The organism is Streptomyces sp. NK15101, from assembly GCF_020400725.1.
Taxonomy (GTDB): Bacteria; Actinomycetota; Actinomycetes; order Streptomycetales; family Streptomycetaceae; genus Streptomyces.
In genome coordinates this window covers 52,416-78,708 of the sequence record NZ_JAINVG010000021.1, presented here as the reverse complement: position 1 = coordinate 78,708, position 26,293 = coordinate 52,416, and the positions used below count along the sequence as shown (strand labels likewise).

General features: G+C 73.9%; 22 protein-coding genes. 12 read left to right on the top strand and 10 right to left on the bottom strand.

Annotated elements, in window-relative coordinates:
• Nucleotides 1-2 precede the first annotated feature (2 nt).
• Nucleotides 3-2,447, bottom strand: coding sequence for a SpoIIE family protein phosphatase (locus K7G60_RS14450; protein ID WP_225801292.1), 2,445 nt, complete (start codon nucleotides 2,445-2,447; stop codon nucleotides 3-5).
• Nucleotides 2,448-2,734: 287 nt separating this feature from the next.
• Between K7G60_RS14450 and K7G60_RS14445 the strand changes: the two genes are divergently transcribed.
• The 3 genes from K7G60_RS14445 to K7G60_RS14435 all read left to right on the top strand — a co-directional run bounded on the left by K7G60_RS14445 (nucleotide 2,735) and on the right by K7G60_RS14435 (nucleotide 4,771).
• Complete coding sequence (locus K7G60_RS14445; protein ID WP_225801291.1) at nucleotides 2,735-3,148, top strand: hypothetical protein; 414 nt, start codon at nucleotides 2,735-2,737, stop codon at nucleotides 3,146-3,148.
• A gap of 84 nt (nucleotides 3,149-3,232) precedes the next feature.
• Entirely contained in the window at nucleotides 3,233-4,000 is a 768-nt protein-coding gene (locus tag K7G60_RS14440) for a GAF and ANTAR domain-containing protein (RefSeq protein ID WP_225801290.1), read from the top strand.
• A gap of 39 nt (nucleotides 4,001-4,039) precedes the next feature.
• Nucleotides 4,040-4,771 carry a GAF domain-containing protein gene (locus K7G60_RS14435; RefSeq protein ID WP_225801289.1) on the top strand — a complete coding sequence of 244 codons (732 nt, stop codon included), beginning with the start codon at nucleotides 4,040-4,042 and terminating at the stop codon, nucleotides 4,769-4,771.
• Between the two features lie 179 nt (nucleotides 4,772-4,950).
• Here the strand turns inward: K7G60_RS14435 and K7G60_RS14430 are convergent, their stop codons facing one another.
• Nucleotides 4,951-6,420: an aminotransferase class I/II-fold pyridoxal phosphate-dependent enzyme gene (locus K7G60_RS14430; protein WP_225801288.1), complete on the bottom strand. Its 1,470-nt coding sequence runs from the start codon at nucleotides 6,418-6,420 to the stop codon at nucleotides 4,951-4,953.
• Between the two features lie 451 nt (nucleotides 6,421-6,871).
• A complete protein-coding gene (locus tag K7G60_RS14425; protein ID WP_225801287.1) occupies nucleotides 6,872-7,819 on the bottom strand; it encodes a Rieske (2Fe-2S) protein in 948 nt (315 codons plus the stop codon).
• 232 nt (nucleotides 7,820-8,051) lie between these two features.
• Between K7G60_RS14425 and K7G60_RS14420 the strand changes: the two genes are divergently transcribed.
• Nucleotides 8,052-8,324, top strand: a complete 273-nt coding sequence (locus K7G60_RS14420; protein WP_225801286.1) for a hypothetical protein — start codon at nucleotides 8,052-8,054, stop codon at nucleotides 8,322-8,324.
• Between the two features lie 21 nt (nucleotides 8,325-8,345).
• Here the strand turns inward: K7G60_RS14420 and K7G60_RS14415 are convergent, their stop codons facing one another.
• Nucleotides 8,346-9,920, bottom strand: a complete 1,575-nt coding sequence (locus K7G60_RS14415) for a carbohydrate-binding protein (protein WP_225801285.1) — start codon at nucleotides 9,918-9,920, stop codon at nucleotides 8,346-8,348.
• A 344-nt stretch (nucleotides 9,921-10,264) separates the two neighbouring features.
• Between K7G60_RS14415 and K7G60_RS14410 the strand changes: the two genes are divergently transcribed.
• Complete coding sequence (locus K7G60_RS14410) at nucleotides 10,265-11,056, top strand: DUF4239 domain-containing protein (RefSeq protein ID WP_225801284.1); 792 nt, start codon at nucleotides 10,265-10,267, stop codon at nucleotides 11,054-11,056.
• A gap of 17 nt (nucleotides 11,057-11,073) precedes the next feature.
• Here the strand turns inward: K7G60_RS14410 and K7G60_RS14405 are convergent, their stop codons facing one another.
• On the bottom strand, nucleotides 11,074-12,084 hold the full coding sequence (locus K7G60_RS14405; RefSeq protein ID WP_225801283.1) for an NAD(P)-dependent alcohol dehydrogenase: 1,011 nt from the start codon (nucleotides 12,082-12,084) through the stop codon (nucleotides 11,074-11,076).
• Between the two features lie 80 nt (nucleotides 12,085-12,164).
• Nucleotides 12,165-12,560, bottom strand: coding sequence for a nuclear transport factor 2 family protein (locus K7G60_RS14400; protein WP_225801282.1), 396 nt, complete (start codon nucleotides 12,558-12,560; stop codon nucleotides 12,165-12,167).
• A gap of 91 nt (nucleotides 12,561-12,651) precedes the next feature.
• Between K7G60_RS14400 and K7G60_RS14395 the strand changes: the two genes are divergently transcribed.
• Nucleotides 12,652-13,224, top strand: coding sequence for a TetR/AcrR family transcriptional regulator (locus K7G60_RS14395; RefSeq protein WP_225801281.1), 573 nt, complete (start codon nucleotides 12,652-12,654; stop codon nucleotides 13,222-13,224).
• Nucleotides 13,225-13,531: 307 nt separating this feature from the next.
• On the opposite strand, the gene zapE is transcribed toward K7G60_RS14395, so the two are convergent.
• The 3 genes from zapE to K7G60_RS14380 all read right to left on the bottom strand — a co-directional run bounded on the left by zapE (nucleotide 13,532) and on the right by K7G60_RS14380 (nucleotide 17,758).
• The gene (gene zapE / locus K7G60_RS14390) at nucleotides 13,532-14,620 is read right to left on the bottom strand and encodes a cell division protein ZapE (protein ID WP_225801280.1); all 1,089 of its coding nucleotides are present in this window, start codon (nucleotides 14,618-14,620) and stop codon (nucleotides 13,532-13,534) included.
• A gap of 52 nt (nucleotides 14,621-14,672) precedes the next feature.
• Nucleotides 14,673-17,237, bottom strand: coding sequence for a PEP/pyruvate-binding domain-containing protein (locus K7G60_RS14385; RefSeq protein ID WP_225801279.1), 2,565 nt, complete (start codon nucleotides 17,235-17,237; stop codon nucleotides 14,673-14,675).
• A gap of 77 nt (nucleotides 17,238-17,314) precedes the next feature.
• On the bottom strand, nucleotides 17,315-17,758 hold the full coding sequence (locus tag K7G60_RS14380) for a MarR family winged helix-turn-helix transcriptional regulator (protein WP_225801278.1): 444 nt from the start codon (nucleotides 17,756-17,758) through the stop codon (nucleotides 17,315-17,317).
• Nucleotides 17,759-17,874: 116 nt separating this feature from the next.
• Between K7G60_RS14380 and K7G60_RS14375 the strand changes: the two genes are divergently transcribed.
• Entirely contained in the window at nucleotides 17,875-18,798 is a 924-nt protein-coding gene (locus K7G60_RS14375) for a zinc-binding dehydrogenase (protein ID WP_225801277.1), read from the top strand.
• Nucleotides 18,799-18,837: 39 nt separating this feature from the next.
• Here K7G60_RS14375 and K7G60_RS14370 read toward each other — a convergent pair whose 3' ends face one another.
• Nucleotides 18,838-19,797: a terpene cyclase gene (locus K7G60_RS14370; protein ID WP_225801276.1), complete on the bottom strand. Its 960-nt coding sequence runs from the start codon at nucleotides 19,795-19,797 to the stop codon at nucleotides 18,838-18,840.
• A gap of 402 nt (nucleotides 19,798-20,199) precedes the next feature.
• On the opposite strand from K7G60_RS14370, the gene K7G60_RS14365 reads away from it, so the two are divergent.
• The 5 genes from K7G60_RS14365 to K7G60_RS14345 all read left to right on the top strand — a co-directional run bounded on the left by K7G60_RS14365 (nucleotide 20,200) and on the right by K7G60_RS14345 (nucleotide 26,165).
• On the top strand, nucleotides 20,200-22,227 hold the full coding sequence (locus tag K7G60_RS14365; protein WP_225801275.1) for a hypothetical protein: 2,028 nt from the start codon (nucleotides 20,200-20,202) through the stop codon (nucleotides 22,225-22,227).
• Between the two features lie 144 nt (nucleotides 22,228-22,371).
• On the top strand, nucleotides 22,372-22,995 hold the full coding sequence (locus K7G60_RS14360) for a GNAT family N-acetyltransferase (protein WP_225801274.1): 624 nt from the start codon (nucleotides 22,372-22,374) through the stop codon (nucleotides 22,993-22,995).
• A gap of 117 nt (nucleotides 22,996-23,112) precedes the next feature.
• Nucleotides 23,113-23,520: a YciI family protein gene (locus K7G60_RS14355; protein WP_225801306.1), complete on the top strand. Its 408-nt coding sequence runs from the start codon at nucleotides 23,113-23,115 to the stop codon at nucleotides 23,518-23,520.
• Between the two features lie 8 nt (nucleotides 23,521-23,528).
• Nucleotides 23,529-24,725 (top strand): RNA polymerase sigma factor, encoded by a 1,197-nt coding sequence (locus tag K7G60_RS14350; RefSeq protein ID WP_225801305.1) that lies wholly within the window; start codon nucleotides 23,529-23,531, stop codon nucleotides 24,723-24,725.
• 240 nt (nucleotides 24,726-24,965) lie between these two features.
• Nucleotides 24,966-26,165: a S8 family peptidase gene (locus tag K7G60_RS14345; protein WP_225801273.1), complete on the top strand. Its 1,200-nt coding sequence runs from the start codon at nucleotides 24,966-24,968 to the stop codon at nucleotides 26,163-26,165.
• Nucleotides 26,166-26,293: the final 128 nt, after the last annotated feature.

The window sequence follows — 26,293 nt, the reverse complement described above, 5'->3', positions numbered from 1 at the left end:
CCTCACACCTCGGACCACGTCCCGTCCCGGCCGCGGGGCACATGGACGTCGAGGACGCAGACGTCGTCCCGGTTCCCCGTGCCGGCCCCGGCGAGCATCCGGGCGACCATGAGGTCACGGCCTCCGCGCACCAGCCGCAGCGCCTCGGCGGCGAGGCGGTCCAGGCCCGTCGTGATGTCCTCGCCCGGCTCCTCCACGAGGCCGTCCGTGTAGAACAGCAGATGGTCCCCCGGCCGCAGGTCGACCGCGGCCTCCTCGTACCGGGAGCCGTGCAGGGCGCCGAGCAGCGGACCCTCGGGCTGGGGCAGGAAGCGCGCCTCGCCGTCCCGGATCAGCAGGGGCGGCGGATGCCCCGCCCGGACCCAGGTCAGGCGGTGGTCCCAGGGCTGGTAGCGGCCCATGACCATGGTCGCGGTGGCGCCGCGCTCGTCGTCGGCCGTGTGGAGGAGGAGCGCGTTGAGCCTGCCGAGGACGTCGGGGAGACCGGAACCCGTGATGCTCATGCCCTTGGCGGTGAACCGCAGCTGCGCCATGGTGCCGACGGCCGCCAGGCCGTGGCCGGCGACGTCTCCCACGACGAACAGCGCGCTCCGGTCGGGCAGTTCGATCGCCGAGTACCAGTCGCCCCCCACGTTCAGGCCCCGGTCGGCGGGCACGTAGGCGACGTCGACGCGCAGCCCCGCGAGCTCCAGCGACTGCTCGGGGATCGGCAGCAGGGTCTCCTGGAGCCGTGCGCCGAGGGCCCGCTCGGCCTTGAGCATGCCGCGCTGGACGAGGTTCTCGCGTTCGCTGTCGCGCAGGGCGAGTTCGGCGTCCTTCTGCGCGCTGAGGTCCTGGAAGAAGCCGTGCACCTCGACGGGCGTGCCGTCCGCGTCCCGCTGCGCCTCCGCGACGATCCGCAGGTGCCGCACGCCGTGCGCGGTGGAGATGCGGAAGGGCTCGTCGATGGCCCGGCCGTCGCCGAGCAGCCGCTGGACGGCCGCGCCGAGCCTCGGCAGGTCCTCGGCCACCAGGTGCTCCGGCAGTTCCTCCAGACGCATGGGTCCCAGCGCGGGGTCGCGGTCGAAGACGACGTACACCTGGTCCGACCAGGTGATCGTGTCCGTGACCAGGTTCCAGCCGGCCCAGCCCAGGTTTCCCAGGCGCTGCATGTCGGCCAGCAGGCGGGTCTCGCGCTCGTCGGCGTCGTGGCGGACCCAGGAGACCACGAGGCGTCCGCCGAGCCGTGAGGCGCGGACCGAGTACACGGACTTCTGCTGGACGCCGGCGGTCACCTCCTCGTACGTGAAGGGCTCGCCCTCGTAGACCGACCCCGTGACCAGCGTGTCCAGGTACCCGTCCCACAGGGCGGTGCCCGCCACCGTGGGGTACGTCTCCAGGATCCGCCGGCCCACCAGCTCCTTGCCGCGTCGCCCGGCCACGTCGACCGCCCCGGGCGTCGCCGCCTCGATCAGGTAGTCCTCGACGTCACCGGTCTCCGAGCGCAGCGGGGCGAGCAGGACCGCGGGGCCCGGCAGGGCGTCCAGGACCGCCTGGACGACGGTGACGTCCTCCTCGGGCGCGGCGCCTCCGAGCGGGCCCCGGTCCTCCCGCAGGGGTCCGCCGCACAGTCTGACGGCCCGCCGCAGCAGCGTCCGGGTCCGGGCGTCGAAGGGGCCCGGACGGGTGCGGAAGAAGCCGACGACCGTCGTCATCGGCGGACCGCCCGGGACGGGGAGCCAGGCCCGGGTGGGCCACTGCTCGGGGGGGTCCCCGATCAGGAGGTAGCGGTCGGCGTCCCGCCGCGTGTCCTCCAGCCAGACCGCCTCCTGGGTGTCGAAGGCCTCCAGCGCGGCGACACCGCTGAGGGGCGGGATGCGGCTCCACCGTCCGGCGAGCTCGTCGGACACGCCGGCGCTGCCGACCAGCTCCAGGTTCCCGGCCGCCGCCACGGTGTAGATCATCACCGCCCCCACGTCCTCGGGCTCGCCCAGGGTCGTCCGCAGGAGCTCCGCGACGTCGTCCGGGGTCCGGGTGTGCGCCAGCCCCCGGGCCAGCTGGGCCAGTGCCCGGCCGTGACCGGCGGGCCGGGCTCCGCCGACGACGTAGCGGGGGGCGCTGAACGGCGACGGGTCCTCCTCCCGCGGCAGCTCGGAGGGGGGCGCCGCGGGCCGCGCGGATGCCGGTGCGCCTCCCTCCCCGAGACGGCCCAGGGTGATCCAGCACTCCTCCAGGAGGGTTCTGCGGTGTCGCTCGGAGCGGTCGAGCAGCAGCCGGTAGGCGGCCTCGGCCGACACCCCGGCCTGGGCCATGACCACCCCTTTGGCCCGTTCGAGGACGGCCGTCATCGAGGCGCCGCCCTCCAGGTCCACGACCTCGGCGCGCAGCCGTGCCACGACCTTCGCCAACGCGCGCACTTCGGGTGCCGCCCCCTCGCCCGCGCCGGGGGTCGCGAAATCGCCCTCCATATGTTTGAGCATGCCACGCCCCGCCCGGAACGCACCCGGTGTTCGGCAGGTGCGGCCCGTCGTGATCCGTGGGCCGCGACGCGTTCCGTATCCCGTCCCGCGTGGGATGGTTGGAGGGAGGAACCGATCGGTCCCGCCGCTCAGAGAACCCCGGCGCCTCCTTCACGGGACGCCCCCGTCGGTCGCGCGCCCTGACGGCTCTGGAAGCCGCAGCACGCACGGCATGCACCGTGCTCCGGACAGCCGTGCACCAGCTGCCCTGGGCTCCGCCCCCGAGGGGGAGCCCGATGAAGTCCTACCGCGTACGGATCCAGACCTTCGGCCCCCTCGCCGTCGTGACGCCGACCGGCCCTGCCGAGGAGGTGACGCCCGAGGAGGGCCGCCGACTCCTGGCCCGGGAGCTGGGGACCCTGCCGGGCGGCATCGAGTACCTCCTCCTCGACGTCGGCCTCGTACGGGCGGAGGACATGGTCGCCCAGGTCCGCCGCTGGGCGCTGGACCGGTCGGTGCGCCTCGCGACCGTCGGCGGCGTCCACGCGCGGCGCTCGCCGCCGGTGCCGCTCCTGTTCACCTCGGAGCCCGACCGGGAAGCGGCCCCTTCCGTCGCCGGGGACTTCCGACGCGCCCTCATCGGCAGAATGGTGCTCCAGCGTGTGGCGGGTGTCCGCCGGGCTCGTGGCGGCGGCCTCCCGTCCGCCTGACCCGCGACACGAGAGGGCGGTTCCGGTTTCGGGCGCCATATGAGGGAAGATGCGGGACGGGCCCGACGGGCGGAGGTGACGATCATGAACCAGGGGCGGCCGGAGGACGAGGGACGAGGGGCCGACGCGGACGCGTGGTCCGGCACCGAGAGGACGAAACGCCTGGCCGACCTGTTCTCCGTCGAGGGCCTCTCCGCGGCCGACGCCCCCGCGGTCCTCTGCCGGGCCTGTGTGGACCTGCTCGACGTCACCGGCGCCTCGATCTCCCTCTACGGCGGCGGCGACACGGGCGCGCTGTGGTGGTCGAGCGACCCGGTGGCCGGACGGCTCGCGGAAGCCCAGTACACCCTGGGCGACGGCCCCTGCCAGACCGCGAGCAGGGCGGCGGCCCCCGTGCTCGCCGCCGACCTGACCCAGGGGCCGGACGCCCGGCGGTGGCCGGTCTTCGCCCAGCAGGCCGTCGAACTGGGGGTGCGGGCCGTCTTCTCCCTCCCGCTCGGCGCGGGAGGTCTCGCCATCGGCACGCTCGACCTCTACCGCGACGCGCCCGGTCCGCTCTCCGAGCAGGACCAGTCCTTCGCGTTCCCCGTCTCGGAGGCCATCACGAGCGCCCTGCTGTCCCTGCACAGCGCGCAGGGCAGCCGGAACGCCCCCTTCGCGCCGACCTGGCTGGACGGGGCGGAGAACGACCACGAAGAGGTCCACCAGGCCACGGGAATGATCATGGTGCATCTCGGGGTCGATCCCGAGTACGCCCTCGCCCGCCTACGGGCCCACGCCTTCGCCCACGCCCAGACCGTCACCGAAGCGGCTCGTGACGTCATCGCCGGAAAGATCAGATTCCATGAGTAGGTCCGTGTCCCGGCCCGAGCGGCGAAGGGGTGATTCGGAATGAATCGCGAACAGCAACTCACCGAGGCGTTCGTGAGCCTCGCCGACACCCTCTCCGAGGACGTCGACCCGCCCACCCTGCTGCGCAGGCTCGTCGACCACAGCGTCCGGCTGACCCCGATGGACGCGGCCGGCGTCATGCTCGCCAACGCCCGGGGGCGGCTGCGGCCGGTCGTGGCCACCGACGACCGCGCGGCGGTGACCGAGCTCTTCCAGACCCAGATCGACGAAGGGCCCTGCATCGAGGCGTACGAGACGGGCACGCCGGTCCACGTGGAGGACTTCGCCGCGTACGAGGAGCGCTGGCCGTCCTTCGTCCCCGTCGTCCGCGCCGCCGGATACGCGAGTGCCCACGCACTGCCGCTGCAGGTCCGCGGGCAGCGCATCGGCGCCCTCAATCTCCTCTCCCACACCGCCACCTCGCTCTCCCCGTCGGAGACGGGGATCCTGCGCGGGCTCGCCAACGTCGCCGCGGCGGCGGTCGTGACCTGGAACCGCGACCTCGTCCGCCCCACGGACATCGCCAGCCGCAGTTACGCCGCGCTCTCCGCGAAGGCCCTCCTCGACACCGCGGCGGGCATGATCGCCGCCACCGAGGACATCACCCCGCTCGAGGCGGCCCGCCGCCTCCGGGCCTACGCCGCCCTGCACCACCGGCGCCCCACCGACGTCGCCGAAGAGCTCGTACGACGCCGGATGGAGGTCGCCGCGGTCATGAACGCGGCGGTCTGAGGCGGCGGTCGTCCCGGCGCCCCGGTCCTCGCGGGACCGGGGCGCCGGGACGCGGGACCGGGTGTACGGGGCAGGCCCGGCCGCGCGAGGCAGGGCCGGGCACCAGCCGCGGGGCCGGGCGCGCGAAGTCCTCGCGGGGCCGGGCGCACGACCCGGCGGGCGGCGGCCGTCCGCTCAGGTCAGGCGGCGCCCCGCGCCGTCACCCGGAACGTCTTCAGGGAGGGGTCGGCGGCGTCGGGCACGAGCAGACCGTGCTCCACGCCGCTGCGCAGGTAGTCCACCACCTCGGCGTTGATCAGCTCACCGGGCGCCACCGCCGGCACCCCCGGCGGGTACGGGCTGATCGTCTCCGCCGAGACCCGGCCGACCGCGTCCTCCGCCGCCACGTGCTCCGCGGGCCCGAAGAAGGCGTCGCGCGGCAGGCACACCTGCTCCAGCTCCAGCGCCCGGGGCTCCGGCAGCCGTACGGCCGGCCGCGGCGCGATCCCGCCGGCTCCGTCCACCAGCGCGTGCAGCGCCTCCACGAGCCGCTGCTCCGTCCGGTCGTCGTCCGCGTGCGTGATCGACGCGGAGAGCCGGCACGTGTCGGAGCCGCCCATGTCCACGCGGCAGTTGTCCCGCAGCCACTCCGCCGCCTGCATCCCGCTGATGCCGAGGCCCCGGACGTCGATGACGACCTTGAGGGGGTCGTAGGCCGCGGCGAGCCCGGCGTCGACGACCTCGGCGCCCATCGGCTCCAGCCCCGGCAGCCCCGCGGCGGCCTCGCGCACCCGCGCGGCCCGCCGCAGCGCACCGCCGAGCAGCTCCTTGCCGTGCTCGGCCATCTGCCGCCGCCAGCCGTCGAGCGTCGCGTACACCAGTGTGGAGGCGCTCGTCGTACCGAGCAGGTCCTCCCGCTGCTTGAGCACCTCGGGCGACACCCGGTCGTGCTGGAGGTGGAAGACGGAACTCTGCTCGATCGCCCCGCCCATCTTGTGCACGCTGGTGATCACCAGATCGGCGTCCGCGTCGATGCCCCAGGCCGGCAGATCCGGGTGGAACGGCAGGTGGGCGCCCCACGCCTCGTCGACGATCAGCGGCACGCCCGCGGCGTGGCACACCTTGGCCACGCCCCGCACGTCGGCGCACGTGCCCCAGTCCGTGGGGGTGATCAACAGCATCCCCTTGGCGTCCGGATGCTCCTCCAGCTTGCGGCGCACGTCGTCGGGCTCCGGCGGGTGGGCCAGGTGCCGCTCGGCGTCGAACTTCGGGTGCACCCAGACGGGCTCGACCCCGTTCACCACGACGGCCGCGATCACGGATTTGTGCGCGTTGCGGGAGACGAGCAGCTTCTCGCCCGGTCCCGCGACGGCGAGCATCGCCGTCTTCACCGACAGGGAGCTTCCGCAGGTCGAGAAGAAGGCCTTCTCCGCGCCCACCGCGTCGGCCATCAGCTCCTGGGCCTGCTCCAGCACGCCCCGGGACATCCTGCGGTCGTCCAGACCGTTCAGCATCAGCACGTCCGACCGGAAGACGTCGGCCCCGACCACGGCGGCCACCCTGGGGTCGGTCCCGCGGCCCTGTTTGTGCCCCGGCGGGCCGAAGACGACGTCTCCCCGGCGCCGGAAGTCCTGCAGTGCCTCGAGTACGGGTGCCTGCGAGTGGTCCATGGTTCCTCCGGTTCGGCTTCGCCCGCCCTCCGGCGGGGGCACACTGCCGCGGCCGCTGACGCGTCTGCCCGGGGCCTCCCCGCCGAAACGAGCCCCGGACAGGGGGTACGGGGCCGGCAACCGTCCGCGCGGGAGTGGCATGAAGCGGCGCGGACGGGGCACGTGCGCCGTGGGGTCCTCCCCCGAAGCCGCCGCCCACCGGTTCCCCTCCACGGCAGGGCGGCGGCTCCACGGCGGGGCGGCGGGCCCCTGAGCGGTTACACGACACCATCGGGCTTGGGGCGCACGGCACGGACGGCCGCCCCGCACAGCCCGGAGGCCCTGGGTCCCGGAGCTTCGGTTCGCGCGGACGGCTCGGCCCTGATGCTTCGGTTCGCGCGGACGTCCCGGCCCCGGCGCTTCGGTTCGCGCGGATGTCATGGGCCCCGGCGCCTTCGCCCGCGCCGACGGCTCAAGCCCCGGCGTCTCCGTCGGCGACACCCGTACGGAGTCGTGCTTCGAGGCGGCCCCCGACGGTCCGCGTCTCGAAGGCGGGCTGCGGCGCCGTGGCGGGGCCGGTCACGTTCCAGCCGTCCGACAGGCGGAAGGTGCTGCCGTGCCAGGGACAGCGGACGCAGCCGTCCACGACGGTGCCCTCGGCGAGCGGTCCGCCCATGTGACTGCACCGTGCGGCCAGGACGTGGACCCGGCCGTCCGCGCCCCGCACGATCACGACGGACACCTCGCCGATGCGGCCCTCCCGGGGCCGGCCCTCGGGCAGGGAGGCCACCTCGCCGAGGTCGTGCCAGCCCGGCTCGACCAGGTCGACGACCTCCTCGGCGTGGTTCGCCCCCGCGGACTGCCGGTACGCCAGATGGCCGCCGATCGCCCCACCGGTGCCGATCGCGGCGAGGCCGCAGAACGCCCATGCCTTCCCGCGCCAGTGCCGCCCCCGGCACCGGGCCGAGAAGGAGGCCGCGTAGAGGGCCACGCCGGTGATGTTCGCGGTGGCGTGGACGAGCCCCACCCGCAGCTGTGGACGGCGCAGCTCCGCCCAGTCGGTCCAGCCCGACAGGGCGGACGGCAGCGCCCCCACCAGGCCCACGCCGACGAGGAAGCGCGCCGCCCGGCGTTCGCCGGGGAGGAGGTCGAGCACGGCCGCCGACAGCCAGGCCCCGATGGGGAGCTGCACCAGGAGCGGATGGACCGGGTGGCCGAGCCAGCGGCCGTGGAGGACGTCCCGGGCCCGGCCGAGCGGGAGGCCGTGCACGGCACTCCGCAGGACGTCGGCGACCCGGTCGTACCGGGCGGAGTTCTCGATCCGCTCCATCGCCGCCAGGACGCGGCCCGGCCCCCGGGCGGACGGCAGTGCCGCGCGGGCGTGCGCGAGGGTGCGGCGGGGAATGTCTTGGGTGACCATGGCTGGCGTGTAACCCGTGACGCCGACCGGAAACGGACCCGCGCGGACGGATCCGGCGGGAGACGCGCTCGGACGAGCGGCCGCCGTCGTCCGGGGCCGGAACCACCGGGCGCGTGCGCTGCGACTGCCGATGACGACCCTTTGTGCAGATAATGCTCATGTCGCCCTCCGTCGTGCTCTCACGAAACGGAGCGTCCTGCGGCGAGGAGCGGGATCCGGAGCGGGAGGAGCCATGCTCATCAGGCATCTGGTCGAGGACGGAGTCCTGCACCTGGCACTCCTGCGCGACCTGGACGTCCCCAGCCGTGCCGCGGCCGTCCTGCAGATCGAGACGCTCCTCCTGGCGCATCGACCCCGTCTGGTCAGGATGCAGCTCCCCACCGCCGACCCCTCGCCCGCGTCGCTCAGCGCGCTCGCTCGCGCCCGGCGGATGTGCGAGGGCCTGGGCATCCCGCTGACGGTCGTCGGCCCCGCCCCGGTCGTCGGCCCGTCCGGCGCGCTCTGAGGGCCGGACGGGACCGGGGGCTCACCACGTGACCGTACGGCCTCCGAACGCCACGACGAGGCGGCCGTCCGCGGCGTGGGACCAGCTCAGGGCGCCGGTGTAGGAGGAGCACCGGGAGCCGTTCGTCCCGGTCCAGAACTGGTTCGAGCCGTCGGCGTCACCGATGGTCCGGTCGTTGGCGCCGCTGCCGGTGCTGCGGCAGGAGGTGTTGCTCCGGAAGACCGAAGTGCCCGCGTCGAAGGAGAAGTTGCGCTGGGCGTTGTCGACGCCGATGTTGCCCGAGACCGTCATCGAGCCGGGGTTGCTGTTGTACGTGAACCCGTGCTTGCCGTTGTGGAAGGCGATCGTGCGCCGCACCACGTGGTCGACGGCGATGCCCTCGCCGCCGAGCTTGAAGCCGTTGCGGTCGCCCGCCCCGGCCTGCGAGCCGTCGCTGAGGGTGCCGTTGTCGTACGCGAGGGAGTCCTCGATGGTCACGGCCCCGATCGGGCCCGTGTCGGGCTTGGTGTAGAGGTCCCAGCCGTCGTCGATGTTGTGGTGGGACACGGCGTGGCGGAACACGTTCCCGGTGCCGACGGTGAGCTTCGCGGCGAAGCCGTCGGCGTCCTCCCCGTCGGAGTCGGCGTTGTCGTGCGACTCCGCGCCGAGGACCAGGTTGTCGGAGGGCCACTGCTCCCGGGGCGTGGTGGAGGCGATGCGGCCGAGCTGGAGGCCCGTGTCCCGGTTGAAGCGGGTGACCGTCCGCTCGATGACGTCGTGGCTGCCGCCGACGTAGATGCCGTTGTCGCCGGCGCGCTCGACGACGACGCCCTTGACGTGCCAGTACGAACCGTTCACGACGAGGCCGCGGTTGGCCGGGTCCTCGGTCATGGCGGAGAAGTTCAGCACCGGGGTCTCGCCGGGGTAGGCGGACAGCGTCTTCAGGGCGCCGGCCGTGCCGCTGTTGCCGGGCGGGATGGTGACGGTCGTGGAGTGGCGGTAGGTGCCGCCGCGGAGGTAGACGGTCCCGCCGGCGGCGACCCGGCCGAGGGCCGAGGCGAGCGTCGTGGGGTCGGACTGGGTGCCGGAGGCGCCGTCGGTGCCGTCCGGGGCGACGTACAGCGCACCGCCGGCCGGCGGCGGGGCGTCGGAGGCCGTGACGTTCAGGGAGTCGACGTTGGGCAGACCGGCGGCGGTGGTGGGGTTGAGCCGGATGGTGTTGCTCCCGGCGTTCAGGGCGACGGTCAGGGTCTTGGTGGTCCAGGCCGACCAGGTGCCGGTGGATTCGAACGAGGGCGTCTGCACGGTCGCCCCGTTGACGACGAGGCCGGCGGGCCGTGCCGTGGCGGTCCCGTTGGCGAACCGGACGGCGAGCGTCGCCGTTCCGGCGGCAGGGGCGTTCACCGTGAACTGCGCGTAGGCGCCGAGGGCGTTGGTGCCGTTGCAGAACCCGCTGCCGGTGTAGCCGGACCAGTCGGAGTCCACGGTGCCGTTGCAGACGGCCGGGGAGCTCTCGGCCTCGTACAGGGTGGACGCGGCGTGCGCGGAGTTCGGGGACAGGGCTACGAGCGTGCCGGCCAGCAGGCTGACGCAGGCCGTGGCGGATCGCAGGTGCATGTGGGGGCTCCAGAGGGGATGGACGGCGTTCCGGGACTGGACGGGAAAGCGCTTTCTCCGGAAGCTAAAGGGGTTGCCGTGGGCGCGTCAATGGATGTGTGCGTGAACGTCGTTCATATGACTGAACATTTAGGGGTGTGGGGCCCCGCTGGAGCTGGCCTCCCGCACCGGGTCGGCCGCCCGCGAGACGGCGGTGGAGGCCGTGCTCCCACACCGGGGTGCCTCCCGTACCGGGCCCTCGTTGCGACAGCGTGTTCCATCGCCCGACACGGGCGAGTGATCATTCGCCGTGATCGCCCTCGGGGGGCGGGAGCGACCGCGCGCCGCGCCTAGACTCCCCGCACATGTCGCTCTGGCTCCTCAACCACTTCAGCACCTTCACCCTCGCCGTGGTCACCGTCGGCGGGACCGTCGTCCTCGCCGTGGCCGGCAGCGTGCTGCTCCGCCGCAGGTACCCGTCGCTGGCCCGGGGGGAGCACAACGACATGGTCGGGGTGACCCTGGGGATGTTCGGCGCGATCTACGGGATCATCCTCGCCTTCGTCATCGTCACCCTCTGGACCCAGCTGGACAGCACCCAGACCATCGTCGCCGGCGAGGCCACCGACGCCGCGCTCATCGCCCGCGACGCCGCCGCCTTCCCGCCCGCGGTCCGCGCCGACCTCGACGCGGCCCTCAGCGGCTACGTCCACGCGGTCGTCGAGGACCAGTGGCCCCGCATGCGCGCCGGGCAGCCGAGCTACGGGGCCACGGAGACGCACCTCCGGTCCGCCTTCGACGTCCTCCAGGCGTACGATCCCGCCTCCGTGCGCGAAGAGGTCTTCTACAAGGAGGCCGTCGTCCACCTCGACGACATCGCCGCCCAGCGCCGCGCCCGCCTGAACATGGCCCAGCAGGAACTCCCGCCCCTCCTCCAGGTCCTGGCCTTCGGCGGCGCGATCGTCCTCGTTCCGCTCACCTTCCTCTACGGCATGCGCAAGCTGCGGATCCAGCTCCTCTTCGTCGCCTCCGTCGCGGGCCTCATCGGCTTCAGCCTGCTCCTGGTCTTCGTCCTCGACCGCCCGTTCGCCGGCGAACTGAGCGTGAGCCCCGCTCCGTACCGAGAGGGGGCACTCGCCCAGTACTGGGACCGGTGAGCGGTGCGGCTCCGGGGTCAGGAGTGGCTGATGACCACTTTGCCGAAGGCCGTGCCGCCGGCGTAGTACCGGTAGGCGTCGACGGCCTCGTCGAAGGGGAAGACGCGGTCGACGACCGGCCGCAGGCCGTGCGCCTCGATCAGGGCGTTCATGTCGGTGAACTGGGCGCGGCTGCCGACCGCCACGCTGCGGACGGTGGCGCCGGAGGCGAAGAGGGCGTGCGGATCGAGCGGCGGGGCGGTCCTGCCCATGAAGCCGACGCACGCGATGGTGCCCGCCAGGGCGATGGCGCGGACGGACTCGTGGAGGAGGCCGGCGACGTCGACGATGCGGTCGGCTCCCCGCCCTCCGGTGAGGGAGCGGACCGCGCCGGCCCAGTCGGGGTCGGCCGAGTGGTCGACGACGGCGTCGGCGCCGAGCTCGCGCAGGCGTGCGGCCTTGGCGGGACTGCCGGTCGTGGCGATCACGCGCGCGCCGAGCGCCCTGGCGAACTGGAGCGCGAAGAGGGACACGCCGCCGGAGCCCTGCACGACGACGGTGTCGCCGGGACGGACCCCCGCTCCGTCGCCGGTCAGCGCGTTCCACGCCGTGACCGCCACACAGGGCAGGGTGGCGGCCTCCGTGTACGTCAGGTGCGCGGGGACGGTCACGAGCGAGTCCGCGTCGACCAGGGCGAACTCGGTGAGCATGCCGTCCAGGGAGCCGCCGCGCTGCGCGACGTGCTCGACGGCGAACGGGCCGTCCTGCCAGGACGGGAAGAGCGTGGCGGCGACGCGGTCCCCGAGGCGTACCGAGTCGGCGCCCGGCCCGACCGCGACCACCTCGCCGGCCCCGTCCGAGACGGGGACGACGTCCGGCTTGACCGGAAGGACGTAGGTCCCGTCGAGCACCATGAGCTCGCGGAAGCTCAGGGACGTCGCACGCACCGCCACCAGGGCCTGGCCGGGGCCGGGCGCGGGGACGTCGTGCTCGCGGACGCCGAGTCCGGAGAGCCCGGCCCCGCTGTGTGACAGGTGATAGCTCCGCATCGGTCGTGCCCTTCGTGAGACGTGGGTGGTGCGGGGGGAACGGGTGACCGGGGCAGGGGCCGGGTGACCCGGGCCGGGCCTCACGCGGCGTCGGACTCGGCGGCCGGTCGGATCTCCCCGGCCGTCTTGGCGAAGCCGAGCGCCTCGACGATCCGGCCGTCCGTCACGCGCATCACGTTGACGCCCTGTACCCACTGGTCGGGGCCGTCGCCGAAGCGGTAGGTCCACACGATCGTCGCGCGGTCGCCGGCCACGATGACCTCCTGCGGGGCGAACCGCACGGCGTCGTCGTCGACGAGGGCGGTCCACCACTCCGTACAGGCTTCGCGTCCGGAGACACGTTCCCCGCGCGGCGCGGGCTGGACGCTCTCCATGACGCAGTCCTCGGCGATCAGGTCGGCCAGGAGGCCGGCCTCGCGGTCGGTGAACGCCCGGTTGAAACGGGCGATGACTTCGGCGGTGGTGCGTACGGACATGACGCCTCCTGGAAAGAGATAGACCGTTCGGTCTACGAGGCATATAGATAGACCGGTTGATCTACCGTGTCAAGTGCTGCAGAATCGCCCCATGAGCACTTCCGTGAAGCCGGGCCCCCGCGAGCGACTCCTGCTCGCCGCCCAGGAGTTGACCTACCGTCAGGGCGTCGGCGTCGGCGTGGACGCCCTGCTCAAGGAAGCCGGCGTCGCCCGCCGCTCGCTGTACGAGCACTTCGGCGGCAAGGACGGTCTCATCGCCGAGGTGCTGCGCCGCAGCACCGCCGAGGACGTGGAGCGGTACCGCTCCACCATGGACGCGGCGGGGGACGACCCCCGGGCCCGGCTCCTCGCGGTCGTCGACCGGCTCGGCCGCATCGCCGCCGACCCGGACTTCCACGGCTGCCGCTACCTCGCCGCCGACCTCGCGCTCACGGACCCGGAGCACCCCGGCCACGAGGTCACCAGGGAGTACCGGCGCACTCTCCGGGGCCTGTTCACGGACGAGTTCGCCGCCCTCGGGCACCCGCGGCCCGACTTCGCCGCCGACCAGCTGCTCATCCTCGTCGACGGTCTCCTCGCCGCCGGCGCGACCCGCCCAGGCGCCGAGCCCGCCGCCGCGGCCCGCGCCCTGGCCGAGCACCTCATCACCGTCGGCCCCGCGTAGGGCCTGCCCGGCGGGCCGACTCCAGGACGCGCCCGCAAAGCCGTCGGCTCGTCGGTCGGCTCGTGGCGCGCCGGCGCGAACGGACCGGCGGGTCGTGGGCGTCGACCGCTCCGCCCGGCAGGATCCACCGGGCCTGCCACGGCCGGGGCCGTCCGCTCGCGTTCACGGTCACGGCACCGGGAGATCCCGGCCTGCGGGCCTGCCACGGCCGGAGCCGCCGACGCGCCGTCCGGAGCCGCGGAGGACTCCACGCTGTTCGTCCGGGCGCCATGCCGGGACTCCCGAGGCCACAGTCGGCCCGGACGGATCAGGGCCGTTGTCCGGGCCGAAGGGATCGGTCCGCCCGCCGGAGCATCGCGAGCCGGCTGGCCGTGCGGTCCAGGTCGCGGGTCAGGGCCCGACCGGCGGGAAGGGCGGCGAGCGGGTCGGAACCGATGAGGAGGAGTCGGACGTCCCGGTCGCAGGCGACGTCGACGAGGTTCGCGAACCGCTGCCGCCCGTCCGCGGAGACCTCGGCCAGCGGGGGCACGCCGTCCAGGACCAGGGTGGCGAACCGTTCGGCGAGGGCCAGGTAGTCGGGCACCGCCGTCGCCTTCTCGCAGAGCGCGTCGAAGCCGAACCAGACGAGTTCGCCGCGCACCGCGCGGGCCGGGAGCTCCCGCAGGTGGGCCTGGACGGTGGTGGCCTCCGCGGCCGCAGGGACGGTGAGGCCGAGCGCCTCCAGGGCGGCATCACCCGGGGGCACGCACAGGCCCGTCGCGAAGCGGCGGCCGCCGTCCGTCGCCGCGGGCACCGCGACGCGGCGGAAGTCCACCGGACCCGTGACGTCCAGGACGTCCATCCGCTCCTCTATGAGCTTGATGGTGGGCTCGAACAAGTGGTGGTAGAGCGGGTCCGGCATCAGCCCGGCGGGCGGGTAGTTGGAGGTGGTGACCAGGGTGATCCGGCGGTCCAGCAGCGTGCGGAAGAGGCGTGCGATCAGCATCGCGTCGCCCGCGTCGTGCGCGTGGAACTCGTCGAAGACCAGGACCCGGCTGTCGCCGATCAGCTCGTCGAGGGCGCTGTCGACGGCGCTCTGCCCGTCGTGGCGGGCGCCCGGCCAGGTCGCCCCGTCGTGCAGTCGGCGGAAGAAGTCGTGGAAGTGCAGGCGGCGTTTGCGCGGCGTGGGCAGCCCTTCGTAGAAGGTGTCCACCAGCCAGCTCTTCCCCCGGCCCACCGGGCCCCAGACGTACAGGTCGCGGGGCGGCCCGGGGAAGGTCCAGGCCGGCCGGGCGAGTTCGGCCGCCAGGCGGGCCAAGCGGTCGACGGCGGCCTCCTGGGCCGGGGCGACCGAGAAGCCGCGCCGCGCGGCGGCCTCGTGGAAATGGCGGCGCATGGCCTGGGCGTGTTGGGACACCGGTCGATTCGTCCGTTCGTGCGGGGGATCCGTCAGGGCATGGGCAGGGGGATCAGGCGGGCCCGGGGGCCGTCGCCGGCTCCAGGACGTCCACCGTCCCGCGGCCGCCGTCCACGCGGATCCTGTCCCCCGACCGGATCCGGGTCGTGGCGTCGCCACATCCGACCACGGCCGGAATGCCGAGCTCCCGGGCCACGATCGAGGCGTGCGAGAGGTTCGCGCCGACGTCCGTCACGATCGCCGAGATCCGCGTGAACAGGGGCGTCCAGCCGATGTTCGTCACCGTGGTCACCAGGATCTCGCCCGGCCGGACGGCCTCGCCCTCCTCGACACCGGCGACGACCCGGGCGACGCCCTCCACCACACCGGCGGAGGCGGGCGAGCCCGAGACCGTGTCCGAGGCGGGCGTCGTGTCCTGCGCGTCGAACAGGTCGGCCCGCCGGTTCGGGTCGGCGGCCCAGGCCGCCGGGTCGAACTCGCCCCGGATCAGGGTCGGGTAGACGGGGAGCGCGCGGTAGGTCTCGTACGCGGCGCGGCGGGCCGGCACCGCGGCGAGCGGGGTCCGGTCGCCGCCGAGCACGGTGAGGATCTCCTCGCGGGACAGGAAGAACAGTTCCTCTCCCGCCCCGCTGACCTCGCCGGCGCGCAGGACGAACGTGCGCAGCAGCCAGAAGACGCGGGCGATCTCGGTGCGGGCGGCTTCCCGCAGGCGTGCCGAGGCCGCCCAGGCGTCCACCGCGGCGCGTATCCCCGCCACCCGCCGGGGGTGCTCCGCGGCCAGGCGGTCCCAGGCCGCCGCACGGGCCGCGGTCTGCCGTGCGAGACGCAGTGCGGCGTCCTCTTCGACCGTGCCGAGTGCGGCGAGCTGCCGGTCGAGCCAGTCCGCGTCCTCGGCGGGCCGCGGGAGGGACACCTCGAACTCGTGCGGGCCCCGGTGGCCGTACGCACGGGTGTAGGTGTCGCGGTCGGTCTCGCCGCGGGCGAGCCGTTCCAGGCCGAGCAGCGGTCCCATGCTGGCCAGTCGGCCCCCGTCGCCGAGTCCCGTGGTCATCAGGTCGGCGTCCTCTTCGCCCACCAGGGACTCCAGGGTGCCGCGCACCTTGACGAGGGTGTCGCCGCCCTGGCGGGTGGCGGCCTGGAGCATGTGGCAGCAGCGGCGGAAGTACGGGGCCACCTCCGACTCCCACAGAGCCGACAGCTCTTCCCCGGTCCCGGCCGCGGCGACGCGGGCCCGCAGTGCCTCGCAGCGTGCGGGCGCCTCCTCCAGGAACGCCGGCAGCTGCTTTCCGTTCGCGCGAATGCGGCTCATCACCGCGAACGCCTCGCCGAGGGTGTCCCGCCAGACCCGGAGCCTGGACGCGGGCAGCAGCGGAATCACCACGCCCTCCGGAAGGCGCCCGAACACCAGCTCGTTGGCCCGGGCGAACTTCCGGCCCTGCCCGAACGCGGCCGCCAGGGTGGCCGTGACGCTGAGGTTCATGTAGAAGCGGCCGCCGATGTTCCCGTACATCGGGCGGCCCTCCAGACTGGCGCCGACCATGACGTCGCCCATGAACGCCTTCACGAACGACCAGGTCGCGGGCGTCATCACGTCCGGGACGGCCTCACCCAGGTTGGCGCTCGTCCACAGGGAGTCGGTGCCGAGGCTGTCGTTCCACACCTCGGGCCGGGGCGCCGCGACGGTGGTGATCGGCCGGGCCTGGAGGATGCGGAAGGAACCGGCCTCGCGCGCCCACTCGACGTCGCGCGGCTCCCCGTACAGCTCCTCGATCGCGAGGCCGAGCCGGGCCAGTTCACCGGCCTCCGCGGCGGTGAGGACCGGGGCTTCGCGCAGGGCGGCGGGGACCGGCCGCTCCGCGGTGCCCCCGGAGGCCGGCACGGTCATCACCTCCTTGACGGCGACGCGTTCCTCCACGACGGTCAGGCCGGCCCGGTCGACCACCAGGGTGTCCGGGGTGACCAGCCCGCTGACGACGGCTTCGCCCAGTCCCCAGGCCGCGTTGACCACGAGCCGGTCGGCGCGCCCGCCGAGCGGGTCGACGGTGAACATCACCCCGGCGGCATCGGCGGCCACCAGCTCCTGCACCACCACGGCGAGCGAGACGTCCTCGTGCGCGATGCCCGCCCGGGTGCGATACGCGAGGGCGCGGTCGGTCCACAGGGACGCCCAGCAGCGTCGGACCGCCGCCAGCAGGGCGCTCTCGCCGGTGACGTTCAGGTAGGTGTCCTGCTGGCCGGCGAAGGACAGGTCGGGCAGGTCCTCCGCCGTGGCCGACGAGCGTACGGCGACCGTGCGCGCGCCGTCGCCGAGTTCCGCGTACGCCTTCGAGACGGCCTGTTCCAGGGCGGAGGGCAACGGGCCCTCCTCGAATAGCGCCCGGATACGGGCACCCGCACCCCCCTCCGGGCCGTCGTCCGGTCCGGAGGCGGCGAGTTCCGCACGGATGCGGTCGGCCACGCCGGTGGAGGTGACGAACTCCTGGTACGCGGCGGTCGACACGTGGAAGCCGCCCGGTACCGGCAGCCCTCCGCGCGCGAGCTCGGACAGAGCCGCTCCCTTGCCCCCCGCCGTCTCCAGCGTGGCGGCAGCAGCGTTCAACGGCAGCACGAAGTCCATGCCTTGATCCCCCGACTCGGCACCCGACAAAGGATCATGATCGTACAGGGCGGGTCACGGAACGGTTCCGTCCGCGGCTACGCCTCGTGCACCCGGGTCAGCAGCTCCATCAGCTGCCGGGCCTCTGCCGCGCTGAGCGGCGCCAGAAGCGTGGAGTTGGCCCGTTCGGCCAGTTCCGCGCACCGCTCCAGGGTCCGTACGCCCTCCGGCGTCACCGTCACCGCGTTCTTTCGGCGGTCCCGTGGGTCGGGCTGCCGTCGCGCGAGCCCGGCTTCCTCCAGGTGGTTGAGCAGGAGGACCACGTCCTTCGCGTCGAAGCCCAGCCTGCGCACCAGGTCCGCCTGGGCGACCGGGCCGTACGCGGCCACCGCCGCGAGCACGGCGTGCTGCGGGAGCTTCAGTCCTTCCCCGGCGATCGCCTCGGCGACCAGACTCCGGCCGCGCGCCGCCACACGGCCGAGCAGCCAGCTCGGCAGGGACTGGATGTGCGCCAGGGCGTGCGGGTCTTCCGTGGGGGCCATGGGGACAGGCTATCCCGAATTCATTGGACTTCCCAATGGTCTCTCCTCTACGGTGAGATTCGTTGGGGCTCCCCATGAATTCGAAACCCCTGCCCGTGTCACCCCTGGAGGTGTCCATGCGTCGTGTCCGGTACGAGGTGACCGGCGGCCCCGAGGCCCTCTTCGTCGAGGAGGCCCCCGTCCCGGAACCCGGCCCCGGTGAGCTGCTGGTCCGCAACGAAGCGGTCGGAGTCACGCTGCCCGCCGTACGGAAGGTGCGCGAGGGCGCCGAACCCGGTCCGCTCGGCGGTGAGGTGGCCGGCGTCGTCGCCGCCGTCGGTGCGGGCGTCAGGGGCTTCTCCGCGGGCGACCGCGTCACCGGCCTCTGCTTCTCCCACGCCTATGCCGAACTGTCCGTCGTCCACCAGACGATGGCCTCCCGTGTTCCCGACCGGGCGACGGCCGTCGACGCCGTGGCCCTGGTACGCAGCGGACTGGTGGCGCGCGGCGCCTACGAGGCCGGCCGGCCACGCCCCGGCGACGCCGTCATGGTCACCGCGGCGGCCAGTGCGGTCGGCACCCTCGCCCTGCAGTACGCCAGGGCGGGCGGGGCCTCCCGGGTGGTCGCGGCCGTCGGCAGCGCGGAGAAGGCGGAGTTCGTGCGCGCCCTCGGCGCCGACGAGGTCGTGCTCTACGGGGACGAGTCCTGGGGCGATCCGGTCGACGTCGTCGTCGACGGGGTCGGCGGAGAGCTCCTCGGCCCCGCCGTGCGGGCCCTCGCTCCCGGCGGCCGCCTGGTCGCCTTCAGCTCGGGCGGCGGCACGATCGACGCGTACGAGCTGCTGGTCCGGGGCGCCTCGGTCATCGGCTTCCAGATGGCGGCCATCGCCCGGGGCGAGCCCGAGGTGTACGCGCGCTGGCTCGACGAGCTGTGGGAACTCCACCGCGACCGCACGCTCCGCCCCCGCGTCTCCGCCGAGATCCCGCTCGCCGAAGCGGCGCGCGCCCATGAACTCGTCGAGTCCCGGCGCAATCTCGGCAAGGTCGTCCTCGTCCCCTGAGCGCGAGGAGACGGGGACGGGGGGCGGAACGGACGGGGTTCAGCGGGTGTAGCGGCCCGTGTCGATCTCCCAGCGGTGGTAGCCGGCTATCCAGGTGGCGAGCCCGTCGACGTACCGGCGGGCCGCCTCCCGGGCGGCCGGGGCGAGGCCCAGGAGGTCGCATATCTCGGGGACTTCGGACGACAGCTCCACGAAGCGGTCGACCATCGCCTGTGCCTCGCGCATCACCTCGGCGGCCGCCTCGTCGGGGGTGCTGCCGAGCTCCTCGCGGACGATCATCACCATGTTGGCGACGTCGCCACGGGCGAGTTCCTGCGCGTACGAATGCACGTCGTTGGTGAACGACGGTATGTCGGCGGCCAGTTGACGCATCCGTCGGAAGGCCGGGTGATGCAGCACTTCCTGCGGCAGCTCGAACCGGTTGAGCCGCTCGACCATGTCGAAGAGGGTCTCCATGGCGGCCGTGCCCCGGCGGAGCGCCAGATAGCTCTCCCGGTCGGGAAGGCGCCCGGTGAGCCGGCCGGCGGCCTCGGCGGGGTGGCAGGCGAAGTACCACTCCCAGTTGTAGGCGGACCGGGCGAGCCAGCGGGCCGACATGCCGCGCACGCTGCGCTCCCAGAGGTCGGCGAAGGCCTGCTCGACGGCGGTACGGTCGCCGGGTTCGGGCCCGTTCCCGTGCAGAAGGCCCGTCAGGCGGGTGCACATCTCGGCCACTCGGGCCGGGGACCGGCCGAGGTCCGAGTCGAACCGGTCGTCGAAGAGGAAGTAGAAGCCGAGCAGGTCCGCGGCGAGGACGAGGTCGTCGGCGGCGGAATCCGGGCTGGTGAACGCGGCGAGACGGGGCACGTCCCACTTCTCGTACGCCGGCAGGGTGATGGTGACGGCAAGGCCCTCGTGATGGAGGAGCCAGTCCCGGTGGCGCTGCGCGACGGATGCCTGGTTCGGGTTGCGGCGAGGCGGAAACGGCAGGTCGAGCGTGGTGGCGTTGGACACTGGCACCCCCAGGTTCTGATCCCGGGTCATCCCGTGACGCCCCCGGCGCGATCGAAGATTACTTGAATTGATCATCAACTACCAGGAGCGACAAGCAGATCGCTTTCAAGCCAGTGGAAGCATGCCGTCCGGATAGGCCGGGTCCGAGGGGCGTCCGGCCGGGTCCGTGGCCGTCGGCACCCGGTGGCGGTGGTGACACGTGAGGGGCCGTCACGTCGGTCGGTTGTTCGCCCGTTCAGCGCGACGGGTGGTTCGTCCCCCGTGCGCGCCACCCGTGGGCGGGGGAGCGCGTTGGGGTTGCCGTGACGCCCGGTGCAGTGACGGTTCTGCAATCGGGACCTGCGGGTTCTGCATCGACTCCCGATCTTGGTGGGTCGGTGGCGAGAGCGAAGATCTGGATGGTGCGCGATGCCGGAGACGTGGAATCGGAACGAGGGACACGACGCCCGGTTCGAGGACTGCTTCCGGGGCGGTCGCGCCCTGGTCGGTCGTGACGGGGAACTCGCCGCGCTCCGGGCCGCCGTGTCCGGGCACCGGCTGGTCACCGTGACCGGAGCGGCCGGGACGGGCAAGAGCCGGCTGGCCCTGGCCGCCCTCACGTCACCCCCCGACGGCCCCGCCCGGACGGTGGTGCGGGTGCGCTGGCACGACGGGATCCCCGTCGGACGCCGGGCGCTGACCGCGCGGGTCGCCCGGGCCCTGAGCGGTGCCGGGCTGCCCTGGGGTGTCGTCGGGGCCCCGGGCGGCCCCGGCCTGTCCTGGGATCCGGCGCCCACGGAACTCGCCGCGCCCCCTCGACCCGCGCCGGCGGGCGAGGTGCTCCTCCTCCTGGACGACGTCGATCCCGTCCACACGGAGTGCATCGGCCTGGTCCAGACACTGCTGATGGCCCAGCCGGCGGTACGGGCCCTGGTGACCGCGCGGCGGCCGCTCGGCCTCGGTGACGAACGGGTGATCAGACTGGAGCCCCTGCCGGTGGAGGCGGCACCGGGCCGGCCGGACGCGTCCCCCGCCGCGGAACTCCTCGTCTCCCGCGCACGGGAGCGCGGCTGGAGGGAGCAGCCCGATCCCGCGGCCGTGGCCCGGGTGTGCCGGCTGCTCGAAGGCGTTCCCCTGGCACTCGAACTCGCCGCGGGCCGGCTGGGGGAGTGGACGATGGAGGAGCTGGCCGCCCACCTCGAGACCGGCCAGTGCCGGCTGGCCGACCCGGACCCGCTGCTGCTGCGGCACCGCACGCTGCGCACCTCCGTCGGGGCCGTCCACGCCCTGTGCGAACCGGCCCAGCGCAAGGTCTGGCGCCGGCTCAGCGTCTTCACCGGGCCCTTCACGGAGGCGGCGGCGGTGTTCGTGTGCCCGGGCTCCGACCTCGCACCGCACGAGGTGCCCCCCGCCCTGGCGATGCTGAGCGCCACGGGCGTGCTCCAGGTGCTCGGGGAGGCGGGCGCGGTGCGCCCGCCCCGCTACCGCATGGCCCGGGCCGCCCGCGACTTCGGGGCGGAACGGCTCGCGGCGGCGGGCGAGCGGCCGGTGACGCGGGACCGGCACGCCGCCCACTTCCGCGGCGTGGCGGCCGTCGCCGAGACCCTGTGGAACACCGGCCTGCAGCGGCAGGCGCTCCAGACCGTTCAGGACGAACACGACGACCTGATGGCCCTCGTCCGCCGCGCCGGCGACGGCAGCGGCCACGCCGAGACGGCCCTGGAGACCATGCTGCACCTGTGGTTCTGGTGGGCGGTCCACGACCACGCCAGAGAAGGCAGCGACCGCCTGCGCGGACTGCTGCCCCGGCTGCCCGCCGACAGCCCGCTCGTGGCGCGGGGCCGATGGCTCGCGGCCTGGCTCGGTGCGGCGTGGGACCCGCGCACGGCGCACCGCCTGCTCTCCCTCGCCTGGCCCGCGGCCGTGCTCGCCGGTGACGACGCCCTCCTCGGCCGCATCGCCCATGTGCACGGAACCCTGGCGTGGCGGCGGCAGGACCCCGCATCGGCCGCCGAGTACTACCGGCAGGCGGCGGACACCACGCCCAGGGGCGCTCCCGGGGGCCCGTCCTCCACCGTGAGCCTCGCCGCCCTGGCCGTGGTCCAGGCCCACCACGCCCCCGCGGCGGCGGCCCGCACCGCCCGCCGGGCCCTCGCGCAGCCCGACTGCGCCGACGACGCCTGGGCCACGGCGCTGGCCCACTACGCCCGCGCCTTCGCCGACCACCGTTCCGGACGCACCGGCCGCGCCCGGCACCGGGCCGGCCGCGCCCTGGCGGACCTCGAAGCCCGGCTCGACGCCCCACAGGCCCGCCGTGCCCTGCGCCTCCTCGTCGCCGCCCTCGACCTCGCCGCGACGACGGCCGGCACGCGGGCACCGCGGCCCCGCCCGTGCGTCCCCGTGCCGCGCGGCGGGGCCCAGGCCCCGTCGGTGACAGCGAGCCTGGCCCAGCGGTGACCGCGCGCCGCCCTCACGGCTCGGCCCTGTTCCGGCTCGGCCCCGACGCGGCGCACGCCCCGACGGCCTCGCGCTGGTGCACCGTGAGCTCCCGACCGGCGAAAAGCCCTGCGGGAGCGCTCCCAAAGTGGCAGGGTGAGCCGGGTGACGACCGAACCGTTCATCCGTCCGTACCGGCCCTCGGACCGCACCGCGCTCGGCGACATCTGCGTCAGGACGGCGCACGAGGGCGGGGACTCCTCGCACCTGTACCCCGACCCGGAGCTGATGCCGACGATCTTCGCCTACCCGTACGCCGAGCTGGAACCCGACTTCGCCTTCGTCCTGGACGACGGTGCCGGCAGCGCCGTCGGCTACGTCCTGGGCGTTCCCGACACGGCGGCCTTCGCCGAGCGGTTCCGCACCGAGTGGCTGCCCGGAGTGACGGACCGGTACCCGCCGCACACGGGCGCGGCCCGTACGCCCGCCGAGGAGATGACCGGACTGCTGCACACGCCGGAGCGGATGGTCCGCGAGGAACTGACCGGCTTCCCCGCCCACCTCCACATCGACCTGCTGCCCCCGTGGCAGGGCCGGGGCCACGGCCGCGCCCTCGTCCGGACCCTCCTGGAGGCCCTGCGCCGGCACGGGGTCCCCGCCGTGCACCTCTGCATGGCGCGGGCGAACACCCCGGCCCGGGCGTTCTACGACCGCCTCGGCTTCCGACTGCTCCCCGTGGACGACCCCGGCCCCGTCTGGTACCTGGGCAGGCCCACGACCGCGCTCTGACGGGCCGCGCCCACGCCCGGAAAAATAATTCGGCGGCCGATGTCGAGAACCCGCGCCCCGCTCCGTCCCCGCTGTGAGAGCGACCAGAACGGCCGCACCGGCACCGAGGAGAACACCATGGCCAAGTACCTGCTGCTGAAGCACTACCGAGGAGCCCCGGCCGCGGTCAACGACGTGCCCATGGAGCAGTGGACGCCGGAGGAGATCTCGGCGCACATGCGGTACATGCACGACTTCGCGGCCCGTCTGGAGGAGACCGGCGAGTTCGTCGACGGCCAGGCGCTCGCCCCCGAGGGAACGTGGGTCCGCTACGACGGCGAGGGCCGGCCGCCCGTCACCGACGGCCCGTTCGCCGAGACGAAGGACCTCATCGCCGGCTGGATGGTGATCGACGTCGACAGCCACGAGCGCGCCGTCGAGCTCGCCGGGGAGCTCTCGGCCGCTCCCGGGGCCGGCGGCAAGCCGATCCACGAGTGGCTCGAACTGCGCCCGTTCCTGGCCGCGCCGCCCACCATCACGGAGTGACCACCCCCATGGACGAGGCCCTGCTCCGAAGCCTCATCCCGGGCGTCCTCGCCGTCCTCGTCCGCCGCGGAGCCGACTTCGCGGCGGCCGAGGACGCCGTGCAGGACGCGCTGGCCGAGGCGGTCCGCGTCTGGCCCGCCGGCCCCTCCCCGAGCTCTCGGCCGGGCTCGGGCGGGGGAGACCCCGTTCGGGACCCCAAGGGCTGGCTGGTCACCGTGGCCTGGCGCAAGTTCCTGGACGCCACCCGGGCGGACACCGCCCGGCGACGGCGCGAGGGCCTCGTCGACGAGGAACCGGCGCCCGGGCCCGTGCCCGCGGTGGACGACACGCTCCAGCTCTACTTCCTCTGCGCCCACCCGTCCCTGACGCCCTCGTCCGCGGTCGCGCTCACGCTGCGCGCCGTGGGCGGGCTGACCACCCGCCAGATCGCCGAGGCCTACCTGGTGCCCGAGGCGACCATGGCGCAGCGCATCAGCCGGGCCAAGCGCACGGTCTCCCGGGTGCGGTTCGACCAGCCGGGCGACGTCGCCACCGTGCTGCGCGTGCTCTACCTGGTCTTCAACGAGGGCTACTCCGGCGACCTCGACCTCGCGGCCGAGGCCATCCGGCTCACCCGGCAGCTCGCGGCCGCGATCGACCACCCGGAGGTGGCGGGGCTCCTCGCCCTCATGCTGCTCCACCACGCCCGGCGCGCCGCCCGGACCGCGCCCGACGGCAGCCTGGTGCCGCTCGCCGAGCAGGACCGCGGCCGGTGGGACACCGGAGCGATCGCCGAGGGCGTCGAGATCCTGCAGGCGGCCCTCGCCCGCGACCGCCTCGGCGAGTTCCAGGCGCAGGCCGCCGTCGCGGCGCTCCACGCCGACGCCCCCACGGCCGAGGAGACCGACTGGGTGCAGATCGTCGAGTGGTACGACGAGCTCACGCGCCTGACCGGCAGCCCGGTCGTCCGGCTCAACCGCGCGGTCGCCGTCGGTGAGGCCGACGGACCGCGCGCCGGACTGGCGGCCCTCGCGGAACTGGACGACTCCCTGCCCCGGTACACGGCGGTGGCGGCGTACCTCCACGAACGCGCCGGTGACCTCACGACGGCGGCGCGCCTGTACGCCGAGGCGGCGAGGAAGGCGACCGACGTCCTGGAGCGCGACCATCTGACCCGACAGGCCGCGCGCCTCAACACCCGCCTCGGCGCCGATCCGCGTCGCTGACGGGACACCGTCTTCCCGTCGGACGCGGCGTCGCTCGATTCTCCGGCGAACGTGCCCATTTCGCGGAGGAGTTCGCGACGCGGGGTGTGCGGAGTGGAGGCGATGCGGAGAGCCTATTCAGAAACCTTGTTGAAGAACCCCGTACCCCCGGTTCGCCCTTGATTTGCTCCTGCCAATCCGCACAGGGTTCTCTCGAACGTTTGACGCCCCACACGTCAACACGAGGAGAGAACCCTTTTCATGGCAACTCACAAGCGCTCCCACGGACTTCGCAACGCGGCCATAGCCACAGGTGTGGCCGCCGCCGCCGTCACGGCGCTGCTCACCGGCAATCTCGCCGGAGCGGCCGCCCCCGCCGAAGGGACCGTGCACGGGCTCGGCGCCCCCGGTGCCGTCGACGGCAGCTTCGTCGTCATCCTCGACGCGTCCGCGAACAAGGCGGAGCTCGCGAAGAAGTACGGTGGCACCCTCCAGCGCTCCTACGGATCCGAGGTCAACGGCTTCTCGGCCTCGGGACTGACCGTCCAGGAGGCCAGGCGCCTCGCCGCCGACCCCGCCGTCGAGACCGTCGTGCAGAACAAGCGCTTCAGCATCAAGGAGACGCAGGAGAAGCCCCCGTCCTGGGGTCTGGACCGGATCGACCAGGCCGAGACGGCCGGCGACGAGAAGTACACCTATCCCGACGGCGGGGGAGAGGGCGTCACCGCGTACGTCATCGACACCGGCGTCCGGATCACCCACCAGGACTTCGGCGGCCGGGCCGTCCACGGCTTCGACGCCGTGGACAAGGACGACTCCGCCGACGACGGCAACGGCCACGGCACCCACGTGGCGGGCACCATCGCCGGCACCGCCCACGGCGTCGCCAAGAAGGCGAAGATCGTCGCCGTACGGGTCCTCGACGACAACGGGTCCGGAACCACCGAGCAGGTCGTGGCCGGCATCGACTGGGTGACGCAGAACCACTCCGGGCCCTCCGTCGCGAACATGAGCCTCGGCGGCGGCGCCGACGAGGCGCTCGACGCGGCGGTCCAGCGGGCCGTCGCCTCCGGCGTGACCTTCGCCGTCGCGGCCGGAAACGAGTCCTCCGACGCCGGCCAGGGCTCGCCGTCCCGAGTGCCCGAGGCGATCACCGTGGCGTCCAGCACCAAGGACGACGAGCAGTCGGACTTCTCCAACTTCGGTGCGGTGGTGGACCTGTACGCCCCCGGGTCGGACATCACGTCGGACTGGAACGACAGCGACACCGGGGTCAAGACCATCTCCGGCACGTCCATGGCCACGCCCCACGTGACGGGGGCCGCGGCGCTCTACCTGGCGGCCCACCCGACGGCGACGCCCGCCGACACGGCCGCCGCGCTGACCGGGGCGGCCACGCCGGACGCCATCAAGAACCCCTCCTCCGGCACGGCCAACAAGCTGCTGAAGGTGGCGCCGTGACCGTGCGGTGAGAACCCGAAGGACGGCCCCCACGGCGTGGGGGCCGTCCCCCTTTTTCCGTTCGCCCCTTTCGCCGGGAACCGGCCGTGGCCAGAATCTGTCCCTGTGGAGGAAGGCTGCCGCGGCGG